Source organism: Bradyrhizobium sp. 164 (assembly GCF_023073715.1).
Taxonomy (GTDB): domain Bacteria; phylum Pseudomonadota; class Alphaproteobacteria; order Rhizobiales; family Xanthobacteraceae; genus Bradyrhizobium.
Window position 1 is genome coordinate 64,477 of the sequence record NZ_JADPKA010000018.1, and the last position, 26,060, is coordinate 90,536.

Annotated in this window: 20 protein-coding genes and 1 pseudogene; 12 read left to right on the top strand and 9 right to left on the bottom strand. The window is 64.5% G+C overall.

All coding sequences use genetic code 11. From position 1 onward, the window contains the following. Positions 1–2: 2 nt before the first annotated feature. From IVB01_RS06500 to ugpB, 6 genes are all read right to left on the bottom strand, one after another. A complete protein-coding gene (locus tag IVB01_RS06500; protein WP_247418703.1) occupies positions 3–1,787 on the bottom strand; it encodes an ABC transporter ATP-binding protein in 1,785 nt (594 codons plus the stop codon). Between the two features lie 274 nt (positions 1,788–2,061). Continuing rightward, positions 2,062–2,961 carry an ABC transporter permease gene (locus tag IVB01_RS06505; protein WP_247281884.1) on the bottom strand — a complete coding sequence of 300 codons (900 nt, stop codon included), beginning with the start codon at positions 2,959–2,961 and terminating at the stop codon, positions 2,062–2,064. A 218-nt stretch (positions 2,962–3,179) separates the two neighbouring features. Continuing rightward, on the bottom strand, positions 3,180–4,193 hold the full coding sequence (locus IVB01_RS06510; protein ID WP_247281885.1) for an ABC transporter permease: 1,014 nt from the start codon (positions 4,191–4,193) through the stop codon (positions 3,180–3,182). 233 nt (positions 4,194–4,426) lie between these two features. Further along, positions 4,427–6,049 carry an ABC transporter substrate-binding protein gene (locus IVB01_RS06515; RefSeq protein ID WP_247281886.1) on the bottom strand — a complete coding sequence of 541 codons (1,623 nt, stop codon included), beginning with the start codon at positions 6,047–6,049 and terminating at the stop codon, positions 4,427–4,429. Between the two features lie 385 nt (positions 6,050–6,434). Further along, positions 6,435–7,394, bottom strand: coding sequence for an aminoglycoside 3'-phosphotransferase/choline kinase family protein (locus tag IVB01_RS06520; protein ID WP_247281887.1), 960 nt, complete (start codon positions 7,392–7,394; stop codon positions 6,435–6,437). 210 nt (positions 7,395–7,604) lie between these two features. After that, entirely contained in the window at positions 7,605–8,987 is a 1,383-nt protein-coding gene (gene ugpB / locus IVB01_RS06525; protein ID WP_247281888.1) for a sn-glycerol-3-phosphate ABC transporter substrate-binding protein UgpB, read from the bottom strand. Positions 8,988–9,130: 143 nt separating this feature from the next. On the opposite strand from ugpB, the gene IVB01_RS06530 reads away from it, so the two are divergent. From IVB01_RS06530 to IVB01_RS06575, 10 genes and pseudogenes are all read left to right on the top strand, one after another. Then, entirely contained in the window at positions 9,131–10,126 is a 996-nt protein-coding gene (locus IVB01_RS06530; RefSeq protein ID WP_247281889.1) for a TRAP transporter substrate-binding protein, read from the top strand. Positions 10,127–10,132: 6 nt separating this feature from the next. Beyond that, entirely contained in the window at positions 10,133–12,211 is a 2,079-nt protein-coding gene (locus IVB01_RS06535) for an ATP-binding protein (protein WP_247281890.1), read from the top strand. Further along, positions 12,181–13,926: a DUF3369 domain-containing protein gene (locus IVB01_RS06540; RefSeq protein WP_247281891.1), complete on the top strand. Its 1,746-nt coding sequence runs from the start codon at positions 12,181–12,183 to the stop codon at positions 13,924–13,926. The genes IVB01_RS06535 and IVB01_RS06540 overlap by 31 nt, the downstream gene beginning before the upstream one ends. 10 nt (positions 13,927–13,936) lie before the next feature. Beyond that, positions 13,937–14,674: a response regulator gene (locus IVB01_RS06545; protein ID WP_247281892.1), complete on the top strand. Its 738-nt coding sequence runs from the start codon at positions 13,937–13,939 to the stop codon at positions 14,672–14,674. 338 nt (positions 14,675–15,012) lie between these two features. Further along, entirely contained in the window at positions 15,013–15,624 is a 612-nt protein-coding gene (locus IVB01_RS06550) for a sigma-70 family RNA polymerase sigma factor (RefSeq protein WP_247281893.1), read from the top strand. Between the two features lie 367 nt (positions 15,625–15,991). Further along, positions 15,992–16,689: pseudogene (locus IVB01_RS06555) on the top strand (cytochrome c biogenesis CcdA family protein). Between the two features lie 31 nt (positions 16,690–16,720). After that, the gene (locus IVB01_RS06560; RefSeq protein WP_247281895.1) at positions 16,721–17,323 is read left to right on the top strand and encodes a thioredoxin family protein; all 603 of its coding nucleotides are present in this window, start codon (positions 16,721–16,723) and stop codon (positions 17,321–17,323) included. 51 nt (positions 17,324–17,374) lie between these two features. Then, positions 17,375–18,346: a hypothetical protein gene (locus IVB01_RS06565; RefSeq protein WP_247281896.1), complete on the top strand. Its 972-nt coding sequence runs from the start codon at positions 17,375–17,377 to the stop codon at positions 18,344–18,346. Between the two features lie 448 nt (positions 18,347–18,794). Continuing rightward, positions 18,795–19,388, top strand: coding sequence for a L,D-transpeptidase (locus IVB01_RS06570; RefSeq protein WP_247281897.1), 594 nt, complete (start codon positions 18,795–18,797; stop codon positions 19,386–19,388). Between the two features lie 54 nt (positions 19,389–19,442). Then, complete coding sequence (locus IVB01_RS06575; protein ID WP_247282050.1) at positions 19,443–20,480, top strand: amino acid ABC transporter substrate-binding protein; 1,038 nt, start codon at positions 19,443–19,445, stop codon at positions 20,478–20,480. 256 nt (positions 20,481–20,736) lie between these two features. Here IVB01_RS06575 and IVB01_RS06580 read toward each other — a convergent pair whose 3' ends face one another. Next, on the bottom strand, positions 20,737–21,876 hold the full coding sequence (locus IVB01_RS06580; protein WP_247281898.1) for an acyl-CoA dehydrogenase family protein: 1,140 nt from the start codon (positions 21,874–21,876) through the stop codon (positions 20,737–20,739). Positions 21,877–22,001: 125 nt separating this feature from the next. Further along, a complete protein-coding gene (locus IVB01_RS06585) occupies positions 22,002–23,216 on the bottom strand; it encodes an acyl-CoA dehydrogenase family protein (RefSeq protein WP_247281899.1) in 1,215 nt (404 codons plus the stop codon). 148 nt (positions 23,217–23,364) lie between these two features. Here IVB01_RS06585 and IVB01_RS06590 point away from each other — a divergent pair, with 148 nt between their 5' ends. Both IVB01_RS06590 and IVB01_RS06595 read left to right on the top strand, forming a co-directional pair. Continuing rightward, complete coding sequence (locus IVB01_RS06590; RefSeq protein ID WP_247281900.1) at positions 23,365–23,910, top strand: carboxymuconolactone decarboxylase family protein; 546 nt, start codon at positions 23,365–23,367, stop codon at positions 23,908–23,910. A 200-nt stretch (positions 23,911–24,110) separates the two neighbouring features. Continuing rightward, positions 24,111–24,605 (top strand): VOC family protein, encoded by a 495-nt coding sequence (locus IVB01_RS06595; protein WP_247281901.1) that lies wholly within the window; start codon positions 24,111–24,113, stop codon positions 24,603–24,605. A gap of 165 nt (positions 24,606–24,770) precedes the next feature. Here the strand turns inward: IVB01_RS06595 and IVB01_RS06600 are convergent, their stop codons facing one another. Further along, positions 24,771–26,003 carry an MFS transporter gene (locus IVB01_RS06600; protein WP_247281902.1) on the bottom strand — a complete coding sequence of 411 codons (1,233 nt, stop codon included), beginning with the start codon at positions 26,001–26,003 and terminating at the stop codon, positions 24,771–24,773. Between the last annotated feature and the right edge of the window lie 57 nt (positions 26,004–26,060).

Here is a 26,060-nt window from a genome sequence, read left to right on the forward strand (position 1 = left end):
TCTCAGTGAACCTGCAACGGCGGATGCGGGATCGCCATCAGCAGTTCCTTGGTGTAGGCGTCCTGCGGATCGCTCAAGACCTTCTCGGAAGAGCCTTCTTCGACGATCCGTCCCGTCCGCATCACAATGACACGATCGCACAACAAGCGCACCACATTCAAATCATGCGAGACGAACAGATAGCTCATACCTAGGCGCTGCTTCAGGTCCTGAAGTAGATTGAGGACAACGGCCTGCACCGACACGTCAAGCGCCGCCGTCGGCTCGTCCAGGATGATGAGTTTTGGATGCAGGGCAATGGCGCGGGCGATGCCGACGCGGGCCTTCTGGCCGCCGGACAATTGATGTGGGAAGCGATCGAGCAGGTCGTGCGGCAGGCCGACCATCGTGGCCAGGTCCTCGCAACGGGCGCGCAGCGCGTCGCGCCCCCTGATGTCGCCGAGATGCATGATCGGGTCCGCGATGGCGCGCGCGGCGGTGAAGCGCGGGTTGAGGCTGTCGGTCGGGTCCTGGAACACCATCTGGATGCGGCTGCGCTGCGGCAGCCGGGCGAAGGCGGCAGGCGCGATGCTGCCGATGTCATCGCCGCCGAATTGGATCAGGCCCGAGGTCTGGTCGAGCAGGCGCATCACCATCATCGACGTCGTCGATTTGCCGCAGCCGGACTCGCCGACCAGGCCGACGCTCTCGCCGACGCGAATCGAGAAGCTGATGCCGTCGACGGCGCGGAACACGTCCGGCTCGACGGGCGGCTTGCGGCCGAACAATTTGCCGAGCACGGCGGTCGCGCCCTGGCGGGGGTATTCCTTGACGAGCTTTTCGACGAGGAGAAGGGGCTTTGTACTCTCGTCACCCCCGGGCTTGACCCGGGGGTCCATCGACTGAGGGTGGTCTTTCGAAGTGTGATGGATGGCCGGGTCAAGCCCGGCCATGACGGATGGGGATTGCGCCGCTCCAGCCCCCTCCTCCGGCAGCAAGTCTCGCAACGATACACCCAGCCGCGGCGTCGCGCGCATCAGCTTCTTGGTGTAGGGGTGCTGCGGGCTCGCGAAGATGTCGGCGGCCTTGGCGGTCTCAACCACCCTTCCCTTCTCCATCACCACCACACGGTCGCAATAGGCGGCGGCGAGGCCGAGGTCGTGCGTGATCAGGATGGTCGACATCGCACGTCGTTTGGTCAGCTCGACGATCAGGTCCATCACCGCCTTCTGCGTGGTGACGTCGAGGCCGGTGGTCGGCTCGTCCGCGATCAGGAGCTGCGGATTGCAGGCCAGCGCGAGCGCGATGACGACGCGCTGGCACATGCCGCCTGACAGCTCGAACGGATAGGCGTGGTAGCGCTCGCGCGGCCGGGCGATCTTGACCTGCTCCAGCGCCTCAATGGCTTTTTCACCATGGTCGGCGACCTGGGCCTGCTGCACATGGGTACGCAAGACGTCCTCGATCTGGTCGCCCACCTTGCGGATCGGATTCAGGGCGGCGCGCGGATTCTGGAAAATCATCGAGACCTCGCGGCCGCGCAGATCGCGCATCTGGTCCTCGGTCGCGGCCTTGACGTCGATGCCGGAGAACATCACGGAGCCTTCGGCGATCCGCCCCGCGCGATCGAGGATGCGCATCACCGCATAGGAGGTCACCGACTTGCCGGATCCGGACTCGCCGACGATCGCCAGCGTCTCGCCCTTGGCGAGGCAGATGCTGACCTGCTGCACCGCTTTGACGATGCCGCGACGGGTGGTGAATTCGACGGTGAGGTCCTGGACGTCGAGCAGGGGTTGGGCCGTCATGACGCGGTCCCGCCGCTCAAAAAACGCGAAAACAACCCCATGCACAGTAGAATGGCGTTGGAATCATTGGGGAATTTTTGACGGATTTTTGCGCGTGAGGGAGGTTTGGCTCTCTCATTCCCTCCCCCCTTGCGGGGGAGGGGCAGGGAGGGGGGTAGCCACGAACTCCGACGTCGCTTGGGGCTACCCCCCTCCCCTGCCCTCCCCCACAAGGGGGGAGGGAGCGAGAGAGACGTGCCCTCCTCACGACTTCGCTGCACGAATCCGACCACCATCACGTCCTCCGCTGCGGGTCGACGATGTCGCGCAGGCCGTCGCCGAGGAGGTTGAAGCAGAACACGGCGATCATCAAAGCAAGGCCGGGGAATAGCGCGATCCACCACTCGCCCGAGACCATGAAGCCCGCACCTTCGGCGACCATGATGCCCCATTCGGCGGTGGGCGGGCGGACGCCGAGGCCGATGAAGGACAGGCCGGCGGCGTTGAGGATGGCGTAGCCCATGGTCAGCGACATCTGCACGATCATGATCGGCATGATGTTCGGCAGGATGTGCACCAGGAGGATGCGGAATTCGCCGTTGCCGGACAGACGTGCCGCCTGCACGAAGCCGGCATTGCGGCGGACATTGGCCTCGGCGCGAGCGACGCGGGCATAGAGTGGGAAGTTCACGATCGCGGTGGCGAGGATGATGTTCTGCACGGTGTTGCCGAGCGCAGCGACGATGCCCATCGCCAGCACGAACAGCGGGAAAGCCATGATCGTGTCGGCGATGCGGCCGACGATGCGGTCGGTCCAGCCGCCGAAATAACCGCCGGCGATGCCGGCGAGCCCGCCCATCAAGAACACCAGCGCGATGGAGGCGACCGCGATGAAAACATCGAGCCGCGTGGCGACGATGACGCGGCTAAAGATGTCGCGACCGAGCTGGTCGGTGCCGAACCAGTGCGCCGCCGACGGCGGGTTCAGCGCGACGGCGGTATCGGAGGCGAGCGGATCATACGGCACGACATAGGGGCCGAAGATCGCGGCGGCCAGGATCAGAATCAGCAGCGCGAAGGCGAAGCCCGTGACCTTGTTCTCGCCGAGCACATAGCGCGTCTGTTCGAGGATTGCGACCAGGCCCGAGGTGCGGGCGGGGCCGACGGGCTCGACCGCTGGTGCAACGGTGCTCATGATGTCCCCCAGAATCGTGATGCGGTCGAATCCGGTTGTTGCCACAAAGGAAGTGCGCCCCCTCTCCCGCTTGCGGGGGAGGGCTGGGGTGGGGGTGTCTCCTCATTGAGGCTCCCCAAGAGGAAAGAGCCCTCACCCGGCGCTACGCGCCGACCTCTCCCGCAAGCGGGAGAGGTGACCGTCCCCGCGGCTAGCTTAATCCCACCAAACCTCATGCGCTATCCCTCCAGCCTGACGCGCGGATCGATCACGCCGTACAAAATGTCGATCACGAGATTGAGCAGCACGTACATGACGGCCATGGTCAGCACGAAACCCTGCACCGGCGCGAAGTCGGACGAGATCAGCGCTTCCACCGCATAGGAGCCGATGCCAGGCCATGCGAACACTTTCTCCACCAGCACGTTGGCACCCAAGAGGAACGAGAACACCATGCTCAGCGTGGTGATGACCGGAAGCATGGCGTTGCGGAAGGCGTAGGTGACGATGACGGTCCCCGGCGACAGGCCGCTGGCGCGGGCCGTTCGCACGAACTCCGAAGCCAGCACCGCCAGCATCGAGGCGCGCGTCATGCGCGCGATCGGCGCCAGCGAGAAGATCGCGAGCGTCGTCGCGGGCAAGATCAGCTGGCTCAGCGCGGAGCGGAACGCCTCAATGTCGCGCGCGAGCAGCGTGTCGATCAGGTAGAAGCCGGTCACTGTCGGCGGCGCGCTGTAGAACACGTCGAGCCGGCCGAGCGGCGCCGGCGACCAGCCGAGACGGAAATAGAAGAGATAGACCAGCACGAGGCCGGTGAAGAACACCGGCAGCGACACGCCGGCCGTGGTGGTGACGCGGCAGAGATGGTCGATCCACGATCCCGGCCGCGTTGCCGCCAGCACGCCGAGCGGAATGGCGATGGCGATCGAGACGAAGAGGCCGAGCAGCGTCAGCTCGGCGGACGCCGGCAGGCGGTTGCGGATCTCGGCCGCGACCGGCTGGCCGGTGGTCAGCGAGTTGCCGAAATCGCCATGAGCGAGATCGTTGGTGTAGCGGAAGAACTGCTCGATCAGCGGCCTGTCGAGGCCGAGCTTCTTGCGGATCTGTTCGACGGCTTCCTTGGTCGCGGCGGGGCCGGCGAAGTAGGCGGCGGGATCGCCTGGCAGCGCGCGCGTCAGCAGGAAGGTGACGATGACGACGCCGATCAGCGAGGGGATCGCGAACATCAACCGCTTGCCGATCATGGTCAGCATGCGGTGCTCCTGGGCGTGTTGCGCGCGCTGCTGGCCGCACACTCCACTGCGTTCCCTCCCCCCTTGTGGGGGAGGGCTAGGGAGGGGAGTGGCTCCGGGAGAGGTCGGAGTTTGTGGCTACCCCCCTCCCCGCCCCTCCCCCACAAGGGGGGAGGGAGTGAGAGAGCAGTGGCCACCTCACTCGGAAACGCAGCCAGAGTCGCGACCATATCGCGCGCGCCGACCATGCCCCCTCACCCCTTCGCCATCGCGCGGTAATCCAGGCGGCGGTGGAACCAGTACTGGTAGCCGCTGATGTTCTTCTGCATCGCGACGTTGACGAAGGGCTGGTACAGCGGGATGCGCGGAAGGTCGGAATAGGCGAGATCGACGAAGCCTTTTACGTCGGCCTCATAGGCTGCCTTGTCGCCGGTGGCTGCGGCCGTGCGCGCGCCGTCGATGAGCTTGTCCATCTCCGCCGACTTGTAGCTCATGGTGTTGAAGACGGAATTGTTGCCGTGATAGCACCAGTAGAAGAAGTATTCGGGGTAATCGAGCCAGCCCGAGAACACGTTGGTGAAAAGCGGCATCTCCTTCTTGTTCAATTCGGTGCGCCAGTTGGCGCCGGGCGCCTTGTTGATGGTGGTCTTGATGCCGAGCTGGGCGAGGCTCTCCTGCACCAGCACGCAGAGCGGCTCGTTGACGCCGGCGAAGTTGAGATCGAATGAGATCGTGGTCTCGAAACCGTTGGCGTAGCCGGCTTCGCTGAGCAGCGCCTTCGCCTTGTCCATGTCGGTGTTGAATTTGTGCGGCTGCGGCCAGGCGACTTCGGTCGGCTTGTCCTTGGGCGCGCCGAACATGGGATTGCCGAGCCCGAACAGCACCGCTTCCATGATCTTCTGGTACGGCAATGCAAAGGCGATGGCCTGCCGCACCTTGGGATTGTCGAACGGCGGCTTGGTGACGTTCATGCCGATATACTGGATGCCGTTGGAGAACGGCAGCGATACAACGTTGAGCTTGCCGTTCGCCTTCATCTCCTGAAAATCCCTGAACGGCAGCTCATAGGAGATGTCGGCATCGCCGCGCTCGAGCAGGGCCCGGCGGTTGCCGGCCTGCGGCACCATGCGCCAGATCACGCGCTTGATCTTGGGCAAGGGACCGCCGACCCAATCCTCGTTGCGCTCCACGATGACCTCGGTGCCGGCCGTCCACTTCGTCACCTTGTAGGCGCCGGAGCCCGCGGTCTGCTGCTTGGTGAATTCGAGGCCCCAACGGTCCTTCTCGCTGGCGTTCTTCTTCACCAACTCGGAATTGACGATGCAGGGCACGATGACCGCGAGATCGGGAATCGTCAGCTTGTCCTTCTTCAGGAAATCGACGCGCACCGTATGGTCGTCGATGACGACGAACTGCTCCGGCTTGGTCAGCGAGCCCGCGCTCATCTGGAAGGTCGGGAAGCCGCCGACGCTGACGGCGCGGTCGAGCGACCATTTCACGTCCTTGGCGGTGACCGGCGCCCCGTCGTGGAATTTGGCGTTCTTCTTCAGCTTGAAGGTGACCGACATGTCGTCGATCTTGAAGTCCTCGGCGAGCTCGCCCTTGAACTTGTCGCGGTCGTAATAAGGCACGCCGCCGGGACCGCTCTTCATCTCGTGGCTGATCAGGCGGTCGTAGCAATTCCAGGACACCTCATAGCCGGGCACGTTGGTGCCGACGCCGTGGATGTCGAGATTGTTGGGGCCGCCCTCGGAGACGATCAGCAGCGTCTCGGAGCGCGCATCGGCTTCGGCCGAGGAGATCATCGAGGGCATGGCCGGGAGCGCCGCGCCAGCGGCCAATCCGGAAACGGACTTGAGGAAATCGCGGCGCTTCATGAAATCGCTCCAACACAAAGTTTTTGGTTGGAGCCGGATTCGCAAGGTTCGTGCCAAGGCTTAATGGAGGCTTAGCCTGATCCTAAGACATTGGTATTCCACGAAAATGAAGGCAGGAGGCCTTTCACAGCCGATGCGGCACGCTCCTCTTCTGCATACAAGGACAGGAAATTGCCTAAATATTAAGCCGGAGCGCAGAGGCCCATTCAGAGGCGATAGCAGAATCCCTTGAGCAGGTAGCGTGGCGACCTGCTGAAGCGATGAGGATTGGCCGTCATTCCAGGGCGATGCGCAGCATCGAGCCCGGAATCCATCCAGCCGCAGAATGCGCGGGACAATGATTCCGGGCTTGCCGCTCCGCAGCGCCCCGGACTGTGGGGCGGGATCACCCAGGCCAGATCAGCTCCTGCAATTCGACCAGATCATTCGCCCTCTCCTGCCAGCCTTCGACACAGATGTGGCTGTTGAGGTCGCTGGCCCGGTGCAGCAGCATCAGCGCCATCAGGCGCCGCTTGAGCGCGAAGTCGAGCTTTGCATAGCCAAAGCCGTCGAGCAGGCTGCGCACCCTGCCCGGCCGTCCCGCCGCCATGAAAGCGCTGGGCCCGAGCAAATCGTAATCGCGCCACCCCGTCAGGACGTCGCCGAAGTCAAACAGGCCGGCGAGCGACCATTGGCCGTCATCACAGGCGAGCAGAAAATTCTCCGGAATGTATTCGCCGATCAGGATCACCGGCGGCGCATCCATTGGAATGAGTTTTGCCGCATCGCGCAGGAGATCGTCGAGGCCGGCGAGGAATTTCGGCGCGAGACCGAGGCGCGTGTGCCGCGCCTTACAGCCCTGCATCTGGGCGTGCATGAACGCGTCCCAGCGCGGCTCGATGGACGCGAGCTCCCCTAGCGGAACGCGCTGCACGGAGGCGATGATCTCTCCGATCTGGCGCAGCAGACGCTCCTTCTGCCGCTCCGGCAGTGAGGGCCAGACCTCCGAGCCCAGCGTGCCGGCAAGCCGCGTGATGACGAGATAGGGCCAGCCGTCGCGCATCCCGTCCGCGACGATCTCGGGGATCGGCAGGTGCAGACGGCCGGCGAGCTGCGTCAGCGAGGCGCGCTCCGAGGCGAACTGCGCTGCGAGCAGCGGCGGGAAGATCTTCAGGATCAGCGTGTCGCCGAGGCCGACCACGAGATTGGTTCCGGTCGCAAATACCTGCGGCGAGCCGGCATCGAGGCCGTGGCTGCGGGCGATGTCGAGCGCGATCGGCAGCCATTGCGCGGACGCGGAGCGGAAGGCGCGGAAGCTTGCGGCATCGGTGAGGTGAGGCAGCTGTTGCGACGGACCTTTGGTCATCCGCATTCACTCAGCAAGAGAAGCTTGATTGACTCAGTGCAAACCGAGCAGGCGGTGCACCTCTCCCGCTTGCGGGAGAGGTCGACGCGAAGCGTCGGGTGAGGGTTTTCTCCTCTAGGGGATTGTCCCGTTGCGGAGTCAACCCTCTCCCCTGCCCTCCCCCGCAGGCGGGGGAGGGAGCGCACCTTCTTTGCGACGGCACCGAGGTGCCTACCGCTCCGGGCTGGCACGCTCGAACTGGCGCAAGAGCTTGTTACCGCGCTCGACTGCCGAATCCAGCGCGGCTTGCGCGCTCTTGTGGCCGGAGAAAGCCTGCTCCAGCTCGTCCTCGATCACGCCGCGGATCAGAATGAAGGAGCCAAGCCGGACGCCCTTGGAGTTCTCCGTCGGCGGATGCAGCGTGATCTGCTCGAACGAGATCGCCGAGCCGGGATTGCGCTCGTAGAATCCCTGCGCCCGCGTCAGCTCGAAGGCGGCGCGGGTGATCGGCAGATAGCCGGTGTTCTGATGCCAGGCGGCCTGCACGCCGGGCTGCGACAGATAGGCGAAGAACCGCGCCACGCCCTTGTATTCCTCGCGCGGCCGGTCGCGCAGCACCCAGAGCGTGGCACCGCCGATGATCGAATTCTGCGGCGCGCCGTTCACGTCGGGCCAGTACGGCATCATGCCGTAGCCGATCTCGAACTTCGAATTCGCCTTGATGTCGGCCCGCGTTGCCGAGGAGCCGATGAAGATGCCGCATTCGCCGTTCTGGAAACGCGGCTCGGCCGCTTGTCCGCGGCCGCTGTAGTCGAACAGCTTGGTCTTCCGCCACTCGCTGAGCACTGCGATGTGATGCACGAGAGACGGATTGTTGATGGTCAATTCCGCATCCAGCCCGGCAAAGCCGTTCGCCCGCGTCGCCAGCGGCAGATTGTGAAAGGCGGAGAAATTCTCGACATGGATCCAGGACGGCCAGGACGTGGTGAAGCCGCAAGGAGCACCGCGCTCGCGCAGGCGCTTTGCAGCTAGTCCCAATTCCGGCCAGGTCTTCGGCGGCGTTTCCGGATCGAGGCCCGCATCCCGGAACATGGTCTTGTTGTAGTAGAGGATCGGCGTCGAAGAATTGAACGGGAATGACAACAGATTGCCGGCTGCATCGGTGTAATAGCCGGAGACGGCGGGGAGGTAATCGCTCAGCGAGAACGGCTCGCCCTGGTCCCGCATCAGGCTGAACACCGGATAGATCGCGCCCTTCGCTGCGGTCATGGTGGCGGTGGCGACCTCATTGACCTGGACGATCGCGGGCTGGCTGCGCGAGCGGAAGGCGAAGATCGCCGCCGTCACCGTTTCGGTGTAATTGCCCTTGTACGCAGGCACGATCCGGTAATCGGATTGCGAAGCGTTGAAGTCAGCGGCAAGCTTGTCGAGCTGCCGGCCGAGCTCGCCGGACATCGCGTGCCACAGCGCGATGTCCGTGGCGGCACGCACCGGAGTGGCCCAGGCGACAGCCGCAAAGACGGCGGCGACCTGCAAAAAGCGCAATGCTGAAATCACGATGGCTCTTCCCGGCGCGCGCGACAAAAGGCGGCTGCCCTGCTTAAGGCGCGGCATTGGCAGTTTCAACCGGGAATGCGCGGCGGCCGCGCCGCACAATCGGCCCACCGCCCGGAGCGGGATGGCCTTCCCTTTACCATCTGCTAGATTGCGTTGAACCTTTTCCTTCCGCCACAGACTGCACCACTGAGGGGTTGAGTGTGCCAGTGCTGAGCCGTGCCGAACTCTCGCGGACCGGGGTGATCTTCGTCGCGCTTCTGCTTGCCGTCTGTGCAACGGACGCCGTTGCGCGCGAATTTCGCGCCGCCGATACCCAGACCGAGGATTACCCGACCGTCCAGGCGCTGCGCTACATGGGGACGCTGATCGCCGAGCGCACCGGCGGCCGGCACGAGATCAAGGTGTTCCACTCCCGCCAGCTCGGTGAGGAAAAGGAGACCATCGAGCAGACCCGCGCTGGCGCGATCGACCTCAACCGGACCAACGTGGCGCTGATCGGCAATTTCGTTCCGGCGATGAATGTGCTGGCCATGCCGTTCCTGTTTCGGTCCATCGAGCACATGCAGAAGGTGCTGGACGGGCCGATCGGCAGCGAGATCCTCGGCAGCTTCGAGCCCTATGGGTTCGTCGGGCTCGCCTTCTACGATTCCGGCGCGCGGTCGATCTACAACGCTCTCCGCCCGGTCCGAAGCGTCGCCGATCTCAAGGGAATGCGGATCCGGGTACAGCAGTCGGAGTTGATGAGCCAGATGATGCGCGCGCTCGGCGCCGAAGCGGTCGAGCTGCCTTACGGGCAGGTGCTCACCGGGCTTGCCAACCACCTGATCGACGGCGCCGAAAACAACTGGCCATCCTTCGTGACGACAGACCATTACAAACACGCCGGCCATTACACGCTCACCGAGCACACGATGAGCCCGGAAGTGCTGGTGATCTCGCTGAAGGCCTGGAAGAGCCTCTCGGCGGAGGAGCAGGTGATCTTCAGGGAGGCCGCGCAGCGCTCTGGCCGCTTCATGCGCGAGAAATGGCGCGATCTCGAGGAGCAGTCGCAGCGCAAGGCCCAGGACGCGGGCGTCACGGTCATCAAGGACGTCGACCGCAAGCCGTTCGAGGAGGCGATGGCCCCAATCTATGCCAAGGCTGGGCGTGATCCGGCCGCGGCCGCGCTGATCGAACGCATTCGCAAGGTGGAGTAGAGCTTCTTGGCTGGGCTCGGACACAGCGAGACCGCAGAGAGGCCGCCCGGCCCGCTCGGACGGGTGCGCGCGCGCATCGTCGCCGCGCTCCGGGCGGTGCCGATCCGCTGGCGCATCCTGTCAATCGCGGCGCTGAACTCCGCCGTGGTGGTGGTGCTGGTCGCGATGATCTGGAACGGCGTGCAAGTGCTGGGCTCGGCCTGGGACGACGTGCGCCAGGTGCGCGAGTCCGACCGGATCCTGGCGCTGCTCGAAAGCGAGACCGGGCGGCTGCAAAACCTGATCCACCGCTACATCAACCAGCCGAGCCCGGACCTGTTCGCCGAGATCCTGCTGCTGCGCGAGGCGGTGCTGGGCACGCTGACGGGCCGCGCCACCAAGGACCCGATGCTGTCAGGCTCGGTCGAGGAGCTCGAGCGCACCACCGACCGCTTCCTCAACGGCTTTGGCGAGCTGCGCAGCGTGCAAGCCACCATCGCCAAGACCTATGAGGAGCAGGTGCAGGGTCCGGCCAGGGACATGGCCGGGCTCTATTCCATCATCGAAGGCGCCACCGGCCATCGCGACGCGCTGATCTGGCCCTCGCTCGGAAAATCCCGCGAGGCTTTCACCGCGATGCTGGTCGCGGCCAATTCGTACTATCTGTCGCTGTCGTCAGGCGCGGCCGACGACGCGCGGCGCAACACCGAGACGATCGAGAAGACCATCCCGGTCATGATCGACCTCGCCGACAACGACCTCCAGCGCATGGCCTTGCGGCGGCTCGCGGACCGCACCGCGTCCTTGCGCGAGGGCTTTGCAAAACTGTCCGAGCAGCTGGCGAGCCGCACCGAGCTGTTGCGCAACACCATCGACGCCAGCCAAGCCGAGGCGATCGGCGCCATCGACGACCTCTCGACCAAGATGCGCCACCGCGAGCAGAAGGCGCAGGAGACTTTCGACCGCACGCTGGCCGACATCTCTCGCCGCGTACTCTCCGTTGCGGTGATCTTCCTCGGCATCATCCTCGCCGCCGGCGTCTTGATCGCGCTGTCGATCCGCCTGCCGCTCCAGCAGCTCATGACGGCGATGCGCGCGATCACGCTCGGCGACCTCGGCCGCGAGGTGCAGGGCACCAAGGCACGCGACGAGGTCGGCGCGATGGCGCGCGCCGTGGAAGTGTTCCGCGAGAACGCCATCGCCAAGCGCCAGACCGAGGACGAGCTGCGCGCGTCGAAGGAAAAAGCCGAGAGTGCGCTGCTCGAGCTCAACACCGCACAGCAGAATCTGATCGACGCCGAGCGCCTCGCCGCGCTCGGCGGCTTGGTTGCCGGCGTCGCCCACGAGGTCAACAATCCGATCGGCATCAGCCTGACGGTCGCTTCGAGCTTTGCCCGGCGAAGCGAGATCTTCGAGGCGCAGCTCAAGGGCGATGGGGGCCTGCGCCGCTCGCAGCTGGAAGAATTCGTGCAGTCCTCGCGCGAGGCCTCGCAGCAGCTGGTTGCCAACCTCCAGCGCGCCGGCGAGCTGATCCAGTCGTTCAAGCAGGTCGCGGTCGACCGCTCCCATGCCGAGCGTCGGCAGTTCTCGCTCAGCGAGGCCACCGAGCAGATCATCGCCAGCTTGCGCCCGGTGCTGAAGCGCTCGCCGATCACGCTTCAGGTCGACGTGCCCGAAGGGCTCCTGCTCGACGGCTATCCCGGCTCCTACGGCCAGATTCTGACCAACCTGTTCCTCAATGCCGCCAACCACGCCTTCGCCGACGGACGTGCCGGCACCATCATCATCTCGGCGCGGCCGCGCGGGACCGACGACATCGAGATCAGCTTCACCGATGACGGCGCCGGCATGACCCCCGACGTGCAGCGCCAGGCCTTTGACCCTTTCTTTACCACCCGGCGCAATGAAGGCGGCACGGGACTTGGCCTCCATATCGTCTATAACCTCGTCACCCAGCAGCTCGGCGGCCGCATGATGCTGGAATCCAAGCTGGGACAAGGCACTACATTTCGCATTATCATGCCGCGCATTGCCAAGGGCGGCGCGCAAAGCACAGAAAGTGACGGGACTTCTCAATGGCCGAACAGGACGATGTCCTCCACCTGATCGACGACACCGGTACCGCGTCGGAGGATGCCAACACCCGGAAATGGAAGATCGCCGTCATCGACGACGATCCGGCCGTGCATGACGGCACCCGTTTCGCGCTGTCCGACTACAGCCTCAACGGCCAGCGCCTGGAGATCCTGTCGGCCTATTCCGCGGCAGAAGGTCGCAAGCTGATGGCCGAGCACGGCGACATCGCCGCCGTGCTGCTCGACGTCATCATGGAGACCGACGTCGCAGGCCTCGAGCTCGTCGAATTCATCCGCAACGAGATCAAGAACGAGACTGTCCGCATCATCCTGCGCACCGGGCAGCCCGGCCAGGCGCCCGAGCGGCGGGTGATCGTGCAGTACGACATCAACGACTACAAGGCCAAGACCGAGCTCACCGCCGACAAGCTGTTTACCTCGCTGACCGCGGCGCTGCGCTCCTATCAGCAGCTCGAGCGCATGGTGCAGACGCGGCGCGGGCTCGAGATCATCATCGACGCCGCCTCGACGCTGTACGACTTCAAGTCGATGCAGCGGCTCGCCGAGGGCGTGCTGACCCAGCTCGCCTCGCTGCTCAACGTCGACTGCGCCGGCATCCTGGTCTTGCGCGACAATGGCGGCATCGACCCCGAGCTCTCGGTGCTCGCCGGCAGCGGCTGCTACAGCCGCTTCATCGGCAGCACGACATCGAAGGCGCTTGATCCCGATCTGCGCGAGATGGTGGAAGCCGCGTTCCAGCGCCGCAAGAACGAATTCGCCGACCACCGCAGCGTGATCTACTTGCGCACCGGCAGCGGCCGCGAGGTGGTGGTGCTGCTCCAGGCCGAGCGCGAACTGTCCGAGACCGACCGTTCGCTGGTCGAGATCTTCTCCAGCCGGCTCTCGATCGCCTTCGACAATGTGATCCTCTATCAGCAGCTTCAGGACGCCAACACGCAGCTGGAGGATCGCGTCGCCCAGCGCACCCGCGCGCTGATGCAGGCCAACCGCCGCCTGTCCGCGCAATGGCTGCGGCTCCAGCGCGCCAACGGCTTCAAGAACGAGATTTTGGGCACCGTCGCGCACGATCTGAAGAATCCGCTCGGCGTCATCCTCGGCCGCACCGAGATGCTGAAGGAGCTGATCTCGACCGGCGCATCGGAAAGCGGCGTGGTTGCTCAGGTCGATCACATCCGTGATGCCACCAAGCGGCTGACCACGATGGTCGATCACCTGATTTCGGACGCGATGGCCGATGCTTTCGACATCACCATTCGCCGCGAGCCGGTCGACGTCGCGGCCCTGGTCAAGGAGGTCGCCGATGCCAACCAGCCGCTCGCCGTCAACAAGCAGCAGACGATCAGCGTCGCCGCGCCGCCCAACATCGTCACCATGTGCGATACCGACCGCATCCGCGAGGCGATCGACAACCTCATCAGCAACGCCATCAAATACTCGCCGATCGGCGGCAAGATCACCGTCGCCGTGACCCATGAGGGTACCGAAACCACCGTCCGGGTCAGCGACGAGGGTGCCGGCCTGTCGCCGGAGGATCTCGGCCGCTTGTTCGGTCGGTTCCAGCGCCTGTCCGCAAAGCCGACCGCCGGCGAGAGCTCGACGGGGCTTGGGTTGTCCATCGTCAAGCGCATTATCGACATGCATGGCGGCGAGGTGACCGCCAACAGCGACGGCCCTGGCAAGGGCTCGACCTTCACCATCACCCTCCCCGCGACCGAAATGCCGTGATCTCAAGACCATGACCCAAAGCCAGCACATCATGATCGTCGACGACGAGGCCCCGGCCCGGGAGATGGTCGGCGATTACCTCAAGATGCACGGCTTCACCGTGACGCTGTGCGACGGCGGCAAGTCCTTGCGCGCCGCGATCCAGGGCAGCATGCCCGACCTCGTCGTACTCGACCTCAACATGCCCGAGGAAGACGGGCTCTCGATCATCCGCGATCTCAAGAGCCGCATCAACGTGCCCGTGATCATGCTGACGGCGACCGCGAGCCCGATCGACCGCGTCGTCGGGCTCGAGCTCGGCGCCGATGATTACGTGGCAAAACCGTGCGAGCTGCGCGAGCTGATGGCGCGCATCCGTTCGGTGCTGCGGCGAAGCGGGCCGGCCAAGGCTGCCGCGCCGGACGCCGCGGCCGCAAAGTCCGACAAGGACCAATTGGTGCGCTTCGGCACCAAATGGCTCGATCTCGAAGCGCAGGCCTTGCGCGACGACGAGGGCAACGAGCATCCGCTGACCGCCTCCGAGTTCGGGCTGCTCAAAGTGTTCGCGGCCAATCCGAAACGCGTGCTGTCGCGCGAGCGCCTGCTGGAGCTCGCCAACGCGCGCGACGCCGAGGCCTTCGACCGCGCGGTCGACCTGCGCATCATGCGCATCCGCCGCAAGATCGAGCCCGACCCGGCAAAACCCGCCGTGATCCGCACCATCCGCGGCGGCGGCTATCTGTTCTCGCCGGCCGGCGAGAAGGCGTAAATCGCGCGGCAAATAAAGTTGTCGTCCCGGACAAGCGCGCCCTTAGGCGCGAAGCGAACCCGGGACGACAGGAGAGTGTTTGGCGCACCAAACGCAAGGGCCGGAAATCCGTTCCCGGCGCGTACGCCCGGCTTTACCCCCCTATCCCGTATTTTCCGCACATTGAAATTCCACGATTTTTTGCCCCGAATGTTTCGTCGCACCCCTTCCGAAGAAACAATTTGGCGGCGCACGAAACCATTTTCTCCTTTTCGTGCAGACGTCCCGAAACGTTGGCTCATTAACACTCCGGCTTAAGGAAACGCCGCTCGGTTGCGGCGCTACGGGGAGCTAAGTCCATGCCGAACGTCATTGCCATCAACGCCCAAGCCAGCCACAGCATCATTGCCGTTCAGGCGACTTCGGACGATATGCTTCTCGAAAGCATCGCCGACGGCAACCGGACGGCCATGCACATGCTGTACTGCCGCCATAACGTTCGGGTGTACCGCTTCATCCTGCGCATCGTGCGCGATGCCACCACGGCGGAAGATCTGGTCAGTCAGGTGTTTCTGGACGTGTGGCGGACCGCAGGCCAGTTCCAAGGCCGCTCGCAGGTCTCGACCTGGCTGCTCTCGATCGCCCGCTTCAAGGCGCTGACCGCGATGCGCCAGCGGCGCTTCGAGGACATCGACCAGGAGGACGTGCGCCAGATCCCCGACGATGCCGAGACGCCCGAGACCTCGCTCGATCGCAACGATACCAGCGCCATCCTCCGCGCCTGCGTGCAGAAGCTGTCGCCCGCCCACCGCGAGATCATCAATCTCGTCTACTACCACGAGAAGTCGGTGGAGGAGGTCGGCCAGATCATCGGCATCCCGCAGAGCACGGTGAAGACGCGGATGTTCTACGCCCGCAAACAACTGGCCGATTTGCTTAAGGGCGCCGGCGTGGATCGTTTCGCCGCCTAAGCTCAATGGATTCAATGGGATAGGACCGCTCCTTTGGCCCCATCCCCGGACACGGAAGTGTTACCGCCGACGAAACAATTGAAACAAAGCACAACATCAGGCGGAAAAACTTCCCTCCTATAAAACTGACATACGGTTTTGCTTAAACCTCCCAAGGACCTCCAGCGACCCGGACGGGATGCCCCCCTCCGGGTCGTTTTGTGTTTGGGGCTAGACTCGTGCCGCGCGCTCCCGCCTCTCCCGCTTGCGGGAGAGGGGGCGCACCGCCGTCGTGGTACGCAGCTCGCTCGTCACGAGGCGTGACGCTGCGTAACGTCTGACACATCCATCCCGAACAGCCCTCGTGACCTCATGCACGAGTGGCTCCATGCTCGAACTTCTCTTCGCCGTCCTTGCCGGAATCCTGACTATCGCCGCGCCGTGCACGCTGCCGATGCTGCCGATCCTGCTCGGCGCCTCGATCGGGCGCGCGGGGCACTTGCGCCCCGCCATGATCGCGCTCGGCTTCGTCATGTCGTTCTCGGCCACCGCGCTGCTGCTCGGAGCAATCACGCGGCTGTTCGATTTCGATCCGAACGTGTTGCGTGAGGCCGCGTCCATCCTGCTGCTCGGCTTCGGCCTGTTGATGCTGTGGCCGACGCCGTTCGAATGGCTGTCGATCCGGCTCAATGGCTGGCTCGATCTCGGCAGCTCTAGCGCCATCCAGCGCGAGGGCGCACTGGGTGGGCTCGTGCTCGGCACCACGCCCGGCCTGGTCTGGACGCCCTGCGCCGGTCCGGTGCTCGGCTCGATCCTGACGCTGGTTGCGACCTCCAAGAATCTGACCTGGGCCGGCACGCTGCTGGTCGCCTACGCCATCGGCGCGGCGATCCCGATGCTGGCCATCGCCTATGGCGGCCAGGCCGCCAGCACGCGGGTGCGCAGCCTCGCCCGCATCTCGCCGCGGCTGCAGCAGGGCTTTGGCATCGTTGTGACGCCTTCGCGGTTGCGGCCTATTTTCAATACGACACGCTGATCGTGGCGTGGCTTACCGGCTTCTATCCCACCGGCCAGATCGGCCTGTGATCATCGCGCATCTCAACCGGAGGACTCGTTCATGACTTTCAAACTGCTCGCTGTGGCCACCGCCCTGATCAGCATGACCATATCAGGCGCCGTCATCCCCGGCATCTGCGACGAGGCCGCACGCGCTGCGCCCGTCGTCACCGCGGCCGCGAGCCAGCAGACCGCGCCCGACTTCACCGGCATCAACACCTGGTTCAACTCGAAACCGCTGAGCATGGCCGAGCTGCGCGGCAAGGTCGTGCTGGTCGACTTCTGGACCTATGGCTGCGTCAACTGCGTCAACACGCTGCCGCACGTCACCGACCTCTACGCCAAGTACAAGGACAAAGGCCTTATCGTTGTCGGCGTGCACACGCCGGAATTCCCGTTCGAGCGTTCCGCCTCCAACGTGCAGGCTGCGCTGAAACGCCACGGCATCACCTATCCGGTGGCGCAGGACAACGATTCCAAGACCTGGAACGCCTACCGCAACCGATATTGGCCGGCGCAGTACATCATCGACCAGACCGGCAAGATCGTGTTCCAGCACGAAGGCGAAGGCAGCTACGACCAGACGGTGGCGCGGCTCCTGAACGTGAACAGCTGCCGCGCCGGCATCGCCCCGCCGGCTTCATCTGTCGTCCTTGTTGCTTGACTCCACGGAGCCGTCCGTGGAGTTTCGCAGCCCCGGAATCAGCCGCCCGCGATGGACGCGACCACCAGCACCGACATCCGCCTTCGTGAAGGCTCCTCGATCGCGCAGCGGCTGATCATGGCCGGCTCTGCGGCCGCGGTTGCGCTGTGCTTCACGCCGGGCCTGTTCACGCACGACGCACTGGAAGTGACCATCTCGGTGGCCGCTCTCCTCCTGGGCGCGGCATTCGTCTGCGGGATTATGCTGGCGCCGGCGGTGGTGTGGATCATCACACCGAACGAGATCCTGATCGGGCAACAGCGTCCTTTCGGAAAGCTCCGCACGCGGGTCGTCCCGAAGGACGACATCAGGGAATTGCAGGTTCCCGGCAGTAAGAGGGCGAAAGCCCGCTTCCAGCTGGCCTTCACGCTGGCCTCCGGGGAACGCCTAACGTCCCCACCGATCTCCGACGTCACGCATGTGCGCGATACCGTGGCCCAGATCGCCGCGCAATTCGGCGTTCCCAACGTCGAGGCACCTAGCAATCCACTCGATGCCAGCAATCCCGAGATGCATCTCGGCGAACCCCTCGAGCCGTTTTCCGCGCGCGACATCCGCATCGTGGCGTTGATCGCTGTCGCACTGTGCGCCGTTCCCTACGCCTACAAACTCTGGCGCGGACTGCCGCCCGGACCGATCGACATCATGCTGCTGCCGGTTGGCGCGATCGCCGCGTTCGCCGTGCACAGATACGCCAATCTCGTGACCGGCGCTTTCTGGATCATCCGGCAACGGGATATTCGCGTCGAACGCCTGTGGGGCGACGGCACGCCGCGCGCCGACCATATCGAGGGCGGCGACGTGAAGGCGATCACGGTCGAGCGCCGCGGCCGATCCGAGGACGAGCACTGCATCGTCGTGATCCGGTTGCACTCCGGGCGGCGCTTCCGCAGCCCCCGCATCGGCTCGCGGCTCGAGGCCCGCGCCGTGGGCGCCGAGATCGTCCGGCGGCTGGGGATCGCGGCGGAGAATAACCGGATTTAGCTCTCACCCTGCTTGCGACAGAGCGGTCGCATCTGGAGAGGAGCTGACAAATCGCCTGCGGCCATCCTTCCAGACGCCCGCCTCCGGCGGGCGCTCAGGATGAGGAACGGAGTCCGCGGCAGCAATTTGAGTGATGCCGCGATGCCTCTTAGCCTCATCCTGAAGAGGCGCGTGAGCGCCGTCTCGACGGACGAGGCGCGCGCTTAGGCCGCCGGGAAGTCCTATGCGATCCCCTTCTCCACACGCGGGGAAAGCGAGTGCGCCGACCTGCCGCGACAATATATGCTTTTCGCGCCATCCCCTGTTTGTGGCATTGCGCCGCCCGTCAAAAAACCAAAGCATTCTCGTGACATACTAGGGCGGCGCGCCATCAACTTGCCATGAACCTGCCCCTCAGGTTTGATGGTTCTGAAATGATTTGCGCTGTGGCAGCGGGGAGAGCTTTTACATGACGGATTTTCGTCGCCTGACCGGGATGTTTGTGGCTGCGATGGGCCTGATCCTGTCGGCTCCCCACGTCTTCGCGCAGCAGCCTGATCGCGGCGACGAGCCGGGCTTGATCGCCGATGACGGCTACCAGCTCGACCAGGAATGGCAGAAGCAGGTGGTCTACTTCCGCACCACCGAGGCGCCCGGTACCATCATCATCTCGACGGCCGAGCGGCACCTTTATCTGGTGCAGCCCGGCGGGCGCGCGATCCGCTACGGCATCGGCGTCGGCCGCGACGGTTTCCAGTGGCAGGGGCTGGTGAACATCACCAACAAGAAGGAATGGCCGGACTGGACGCCGCCGCCCGAGATGATCCAGCGCCAGCCCTATCTGCCGCGTTTCATGGCCGGCGGCCCTGGCAACCCGCTCGGCGCCCGCGCCATGTATCTGGGCACCACGGTCTACCGCATCCACGGCACCAACCGTCCGGATACGATCGGCACCAAGGTGTCCTCGGGTTGCTTCCGCCTGGTCAACAATGACGTCGCCGATCTCTACGATCGCGTCCCGGTCGGGACCAAGGTTGTCATCCGGCAGAAGCCTGAGCTCTGATCTTCCTCGCCTTAGCGAATATTCCTTTTCCCGATTTTTCGAGAGAGCAACATGATGCGCACTTTTCGAGGCGGCCTGCTGATCGGGCTCGCGGTCGCCGTGCTGGTCGCCGTTCTGGCCATCATCTATGAATTCTACGACACCCGCACCCTGAAGCGGACCGTGCGCCGTGGCGAGGTGCTGTGCGGCGTCAACAAGGGCCTGCCGGGCTTCTCGATCCCGGACGACAAGGGCAATTGGACCGGCTTCGACGTCGATTTCTGCCGCGCGGTGGCCGCGGCGATCTTCAACGATCCGGGCAAGGCGAAGTTCGTCGCGCTCGATGCCAGCGAGCGCTTCAAGGAATTGCAGAGCCGGAAGGTGGACATCCTCTCCCGCAACTCGACCTGGAGCATGGCGCGCGAGCTCGACTACGACCTCTATTTCCCGGCCGTGGCCTATTATGACGGCGCAGGTTTCATGCTGCCGCGCTCGCGCAACAAGGAGACGTCGCTCGACCTGACCGGCAGCAAGGTCTGCGTCCAGTCCGGCACCACCACGGCACTCAATGTCGTCGATTACTTCCGTGCCAACAACATGAAGTATGACGAGGTGAAGTTCGACAAGCTCGACGACGTGGTGAAAGCCTACGACACCGGTAAGTGCGATACGCTGAGCGCCGACGTCTCCCAGCTCTATGCGCTCAGGCTGAACCTCTCAAAACCCGGCGACCACATGATCCTGCCGGACATGATCTCCAAGGAGCCGCTCGCCCCGGTCGTGCGCCAGCGCGACGACGACTGGATGATGATCGTGAAGTGGACGCTCTATGCGATGATCAACGCCGAGGAGTTGGGGGTGACCTCGGAGAACATCGACGAAGCCCTGAAGTCGAAGAAGCCGGAAGTGATGCGCCTCGTCGGCACCGAGGGCAATTACGGCGAGCAGCTCGGCCTCACCAAGGACTGGGCCGCCCGCATCATCCGCCATGTCGGCAATTACGGCGAGATGTACGACCGCAACATCGGCGAGAAGTCCAGGCTGAAGATCCCGCGCGGCATGAACCAGCTGTGGAATGCCGGTGGTGTGCAGTATGCACCGCCAATGAGGTAGGAGATCCCTCCGCCGTCATTACGAGCGAAGCGAAGCAATCCAGAATCTTTCCACGGACGCAGTCTGGATTGCTTCGTCGCAAGGGCTCCTCGCAATGACGAGCTTGGGGCAAGCGCTGTCACATTCTCAACTGTCGTCACCCGGCTTAGACCGGGCGATCCAGTATTACGAGATGTCAATCGTATCCGGAAAACCGCGGCGTACTGGATCGCCCGCCTTCGCGGGCGATGACACCGAGGGTGACGTGACGGTGCGCCTAATATCCCCGCGCCCGTGCCAGTTGCTCAGTGTGGTAATTGGCGTCGCCGAACAGTTCCTCGCAGACCCGTGCGCGCTTCATGAAGAAGCCGATGTCGAACTGGTCGGTCATGCCCATGCCGCCGTGCATCTGCACGCCTTCGTGCACCGCGCGCGTCGAGGTGGTGCCGGCGCGGGCCTTGGCGACCGCCACGGCTGAGGCTGCTTTGGCGACATCGGCATCCAGCGCCTGAAGCGCCTTCATGACGGCGGCGCGGGTGATCTCGATGTCGATGTAGAGTTCGGCGGCGCGGTGCTGGAGCGCCTGGAATTCGCCGATCAGCTTGCCGAATTGCTTGCGGCTCTTCAGGTACTCGACGGTGCGATTGAACACCTCTTCGCTCAATCCCACCATTTCGGAGGCGACGGCGCCCCGGCCGATATCGAGCACGCTGTCGAGCAGGCCGGCGGCCTGATCGACCTCGCCGAGCACGCTGTCGGCATTGACCTCGACATTGGCGAATTCGACCCGCGCCGCATTGTGCGCATCGACCATGACGGTGCGTTCGACCGCGATCCCTTTCGCCTTGGAGTCGACCAGGAATAGCGTCAGGCCTTCACGCTCGCCGGCAGCACCCGCGGTGCGCGCGGCGACGATGAGGAGGTCGGCGACGTGCCCGTCGACGACCAGTGCCTTGGCGCCGGAGAGCTTGAAGCCGTTACCGGCGCGCACGGCCCGGAGGCTGGTCTGGAGCGGACGATGCTTTGCGCCTTCGTCGATGGCGAGCGCCGCAAGCAGAGAGCCGCTCGCGATTTTCGGCAAATATTCCGATTTCTGCGCGGCATTGCCGCCGCGATTGAGGGCCGAGGCCGCGACCACGCCGGTGGCGAGGAAGGGGGAAGGCATCAAGGTGCGGCCGATCTCCTCCATGACGACACCGGCCTCGACATAGCCGAGGCCAGAGCCGCCGAACTCTTCGGGGACCAGCAGGCCGGCAAACCCCATCTCGGCGAAGGAATGCCAAAGCTCCTTGGAGAAGCCGGTGGGATCCTTGCTGTCGCGCAAATGGCGCAGGTGCGACACCGGTGCCTTGTCGCTGATCAGCCCGCGCGCGGAGTCGCGGAGCATCGATTGTTCTTCGGTGAGGACGAGGGCCATGTGTCTAAGTCTCTAGTATCGCGCGGAATGAATTGTTGCTGTCATTCCGGGCGATGCGCAGCATCGAACCCGGAATCTGGAGGTTCCGGGTTCGGTCCTGCGGACCGCCCCGGAACGACGGGACGTTACGCCCCCGGCAGATCCAGGATGCGCTTGGCGACGATGCCGAGCATGACCTCGGACGTGCCGCCCTCGATCGAGTTGGCCTTGGTGCGCAGCCAGGCGCGCGGGCGGGCGCCCTGCTTCGAGCGTTCGCTCTCCCATTCCAGCGCATCGACGCCGCCGGCCGACATCAGGATCTCGTAGCGCCGCTTGTTGAGCTCGGTGCCGTAATATTTCATCGCGGACGAGAACGCCGGATGCGCTTGGCCCGCCTTGGCGAGATCGACCGCGCGCTCGGCACAGGCGGCAAGCGCGGCTTCGTCGACGTCGAAGCGCGCGATCTGGCCACGCAGCATGGCATCATCGAGCCGCCCCAGCGCATCGGTGCCGACGGTGTCAGCCGCGATCTGGCCGAGTGGACGGCCGACGCCGCGCTCGCCCATGCCCGAGATCATCGCGCGCTCGTGCTGGAGCAGATACTTTGCGACATCCCAGCCGCGGTTGATCTGGCCGACCACGTGCGACTTCGGCACGCGGACGTTGTCAAAGAAGGTCTCGCAGAACGGCGAATAGCCGGAGATCAGGAGGATCGGCTTTGTGGAGACACCCTTCGAGGTCATGTCGAACAGGATGAAGCTGATGCCGTCGTGCTTCTTCGCGGTCGGATCGGTGCGGACCAAGCAGAAGATCCAGTCGGCGTAGTTGGCGTAGGACGTCCAGATCTTCTGACCGTTGATGATGAAGTCGTCGCCGTCGCTCTCGGCGCGGGTCTGGAGCGAGGCGAGATCGGAGCCGGCGTTCGGCTCGGAGTAACCCTGGCACCAGCGGATCTCGCCCGCGGCGATCTTCGGCAGATGCTCCTTCTTCTGGGCGTCGTTGCCGTATTTCAGCAGTGCCGGCCCGAGCATCCAGATGCCGAAGCTCGACAGCGGCGGGCGCGCGCCCATTTTTGCCATTTCGGCGCGCAGCACCTTGTGTTCGGCAGCACTCAAGCCGCCGCCGCCATACTCCTTCGGCCAGTCCGGCACTGTCCAGCCCTTGTCGCGCATGCGCTCGAACCAGACGCGCTGCGGCTCGGACGAGAATTTTGCGTTGCGCCCGCCCCAGAACACGTCGGCATCCGACGTCGCCGGCTTGCGCATCTCCGGCGGGCAATTGGCTTCAAGCCAGGCGCGCGTCTTGTTGCGGAATTGTTCGAGATCGGCGCTCTCAGTGTCGCTGGTCCTAGATTCAGCCATTTGTCGTTTCCATCAATCAAAATCGACTTGTTGGACGCGACTCTGGGCCATCGCACCGTGGAATTCAACCACTTCCGTGCCGCGCGCGCCGCGCTGCCTTCGGCTATAATCCGGGGCATGTCGGCTTGAAAACAAAGAGGAAACGAGGATGCGCCTGAAACTTCTTTCGCCTGGCGAAATGAACGAAAGCCAGCGCCAGACCTATGACGAATCCATTGCCGGCAAGCGCGGCAAGCCGCCGGCGCCGATGATGGCCTGGCTGAGCAGCCCCGAGATGGCGCGGCACGCCACGCGGCTTGGCGAGGTGCTCCGCTTCGACACCATATTTCCGGCAAGGCTTTCGGAGATCGCGATCCTGGTGACGGCACGGCACTGGACTGCGCATTACGAATGGTATGCGCATAAGCGCCTCGCGCTTGCCGGCGGCATGGATCCAAAAATCATCGAGGCGATCCGCGACCGCCGCACGCCTGAGTTCGACGATCCCCAGGGAAAGATGATCTACGACGTCGCGAAGTCGCTGCACGAAGGGCATGGCGTCGAGAAGGGTCTCTACGATGAGGCGGTCAAACTGCTCAGTGAACGCGGCGTCGTCGAGGTGATCGGGCTGTGCGGCTATTACACCATGGTGTCGATGACGCTGAACACGTTCGAATTCGGGTTGCCCGAGGGCGAAGTGTCGGAGCTGAGCTAGAGCGAGTGACCTTGGGCACGATCGCCGGACTTTGTTCACCTCTCCCCAGCGGGGAGAGGTCACCTCCGCCTGGGGCTGATACCGACACCATCAATTTCATCCCCGATTGGCTTCCCGTTTGGAAACAATGGGTTTCGGGATCGGCCCGTAGCGCGATCCCAAGGCAGGCCTTATGTGCATAGTGTGAACGGAGCACCAGCATGTCGCAAAGCCCAGCCATCGCCGCCGGCACCAGGATCGGCCACGTCCATCTCAAGGTCGCTGATCTCGATCGTGCGCTCGGCTTCTATTGCGGCGTGCTCGGCTTCGAGCTGATGCAGCGGATGGGCTCCGGCGCGGCCTTCATTTCGGCCGGCGGCTATCATCATCACATCGGCCTCAATACCTGGGAAAGCAAGGGTGGCTCGCCGCCGCCGCCAGGCACGACCGGGCTCTATCACACCGCGATTCTCTATCCGACGCGGCCGGCGCTGGCGGACGCGCTGCACCGGGTGCTGTCGGCGAGCATTGCGCTCGATGGCGCCAGCGACCATGGCGTCAGCGAAGCGCTTTACTTGCGCGACCCCGACCAGAATGGCGTCGAGCTCTATTGGGACAAGCCGAGGGAGCGATGGCCGTTCGGGCCCGATGGGAAGCTGGCGATGTTTACGAAGCGGTTGGATGTGGAAGCGCTGTTGCAGCAGCGGGAGGCGTGAGCTCCGCTCTCCCCTCGTCATTGCGAGCCTACGGGTCCGCGCGCAGCGCGGCCCGATGACAGGCTCCGCGAAGCAATCCAGGCTGTCTCTGCGGAAACAGTCTGGATTGCTTCGTCGCAAGTGCTCCTCGCAATGACGGAATTTTTTGGAAACGCCGTCGCGTCTCTATGACTTGTTCGCGCGCCTTCCGCGCACCATGATCAGCGCGGCGGCGATCACTTCCAGCGCGATGCAGAGATAGAACGGCAGCGAGTAGCCGCCGGAGAGATCGCGGAGGAAGCCGACGACGCCGGGGCCGAACGCGTAGGTGACCTGGTTGATCGCAGTGTTGAGGCTGATCAGCACGCCGAACGAGGCGGACTCGAACTCCTGCTGCACGATCAGCGACGGCAGCGTGATGAGGTTGCCGACCGAGAAGCCGAACACCGCGCAGGCCGCGATCAGCACGTAATCATTGTGAAAATTGATGATGACGAGGAGCGCCGCCGCCTGGCTCAGGAACGAGAGCGCCGATGCCGGTCGCTGGTCGAGGCGGTCGATCACCAGAGAGAACAGCACACGGCCGATCACCGCCATCGCCGTCAGCACCGCGACCGCGACGGCGGCGCGCTCGCGGCCGATCACGGGATCGAGGAACGAGATCAGATGCACGATGAAGCCGACCTGGGCGAACAGCACCAATGCAAACGCAATCGTCACGGTGAGGAAGCCGACGTCACGCAAGGCCTGCGCGCGGATCTGCGCCGACGATTGCGGCTTCGGCTTCGCAGTCGCATGCCAGCCGTGATCGGGCGGCCGGCCGACGAGAATGAGGATCACCGGCAGGAGCAGCACCAGCATGGCGCCGGCCGCGGCGTACATCGCGCTGGCAAAGCCGACATGACCGATCAGCGCCACCAGTAGCGGCACGCCGACGATGCCGCCGAAACTGGCGCCGTTCAGCGCGAGACTGATCGCCATACCGCGCTTGTGGTCGAACCACAGGCTGATCGTGTTGGTGATCATGGCGAGACTGGTTCCGGCCCAGCCGAAGGCGAGCACGGCGTTGGCGAGATAGAGCTGCCAGGGCTCGCGCACCGCGCCGATCGCCACTGCCGCCGCCGCCATCGCCAGCGTGCCGGCGATCAGGCAGAGGCGCGCGCCATGCTTTTGGATGGCCTCGCCAACGAAGACGACCAGCAGCGCACCGAACAGATAGAAGAAGGTCGTGCCCGACGAGATCAGCGACGCCGACCAGCCATGCGCGCGCTGGAGCTCGGCGACATAGACGCTCTGGCCGTAGAAGCCGAGCCCCCAGCCGAAGGTCGCGAGCAGGAAACAGACCGCGACGATGCGCCAGCCTTCGTAGCGGAGAGAGGATTCGTTGATTGGAGCAGCGGGCCGGGGATTGTCGAGCATTTGCGCTTCTCCTTTGTTTCCCCCGCGAGCGCCTTGCTTCACGCCCGTCTCTTCATG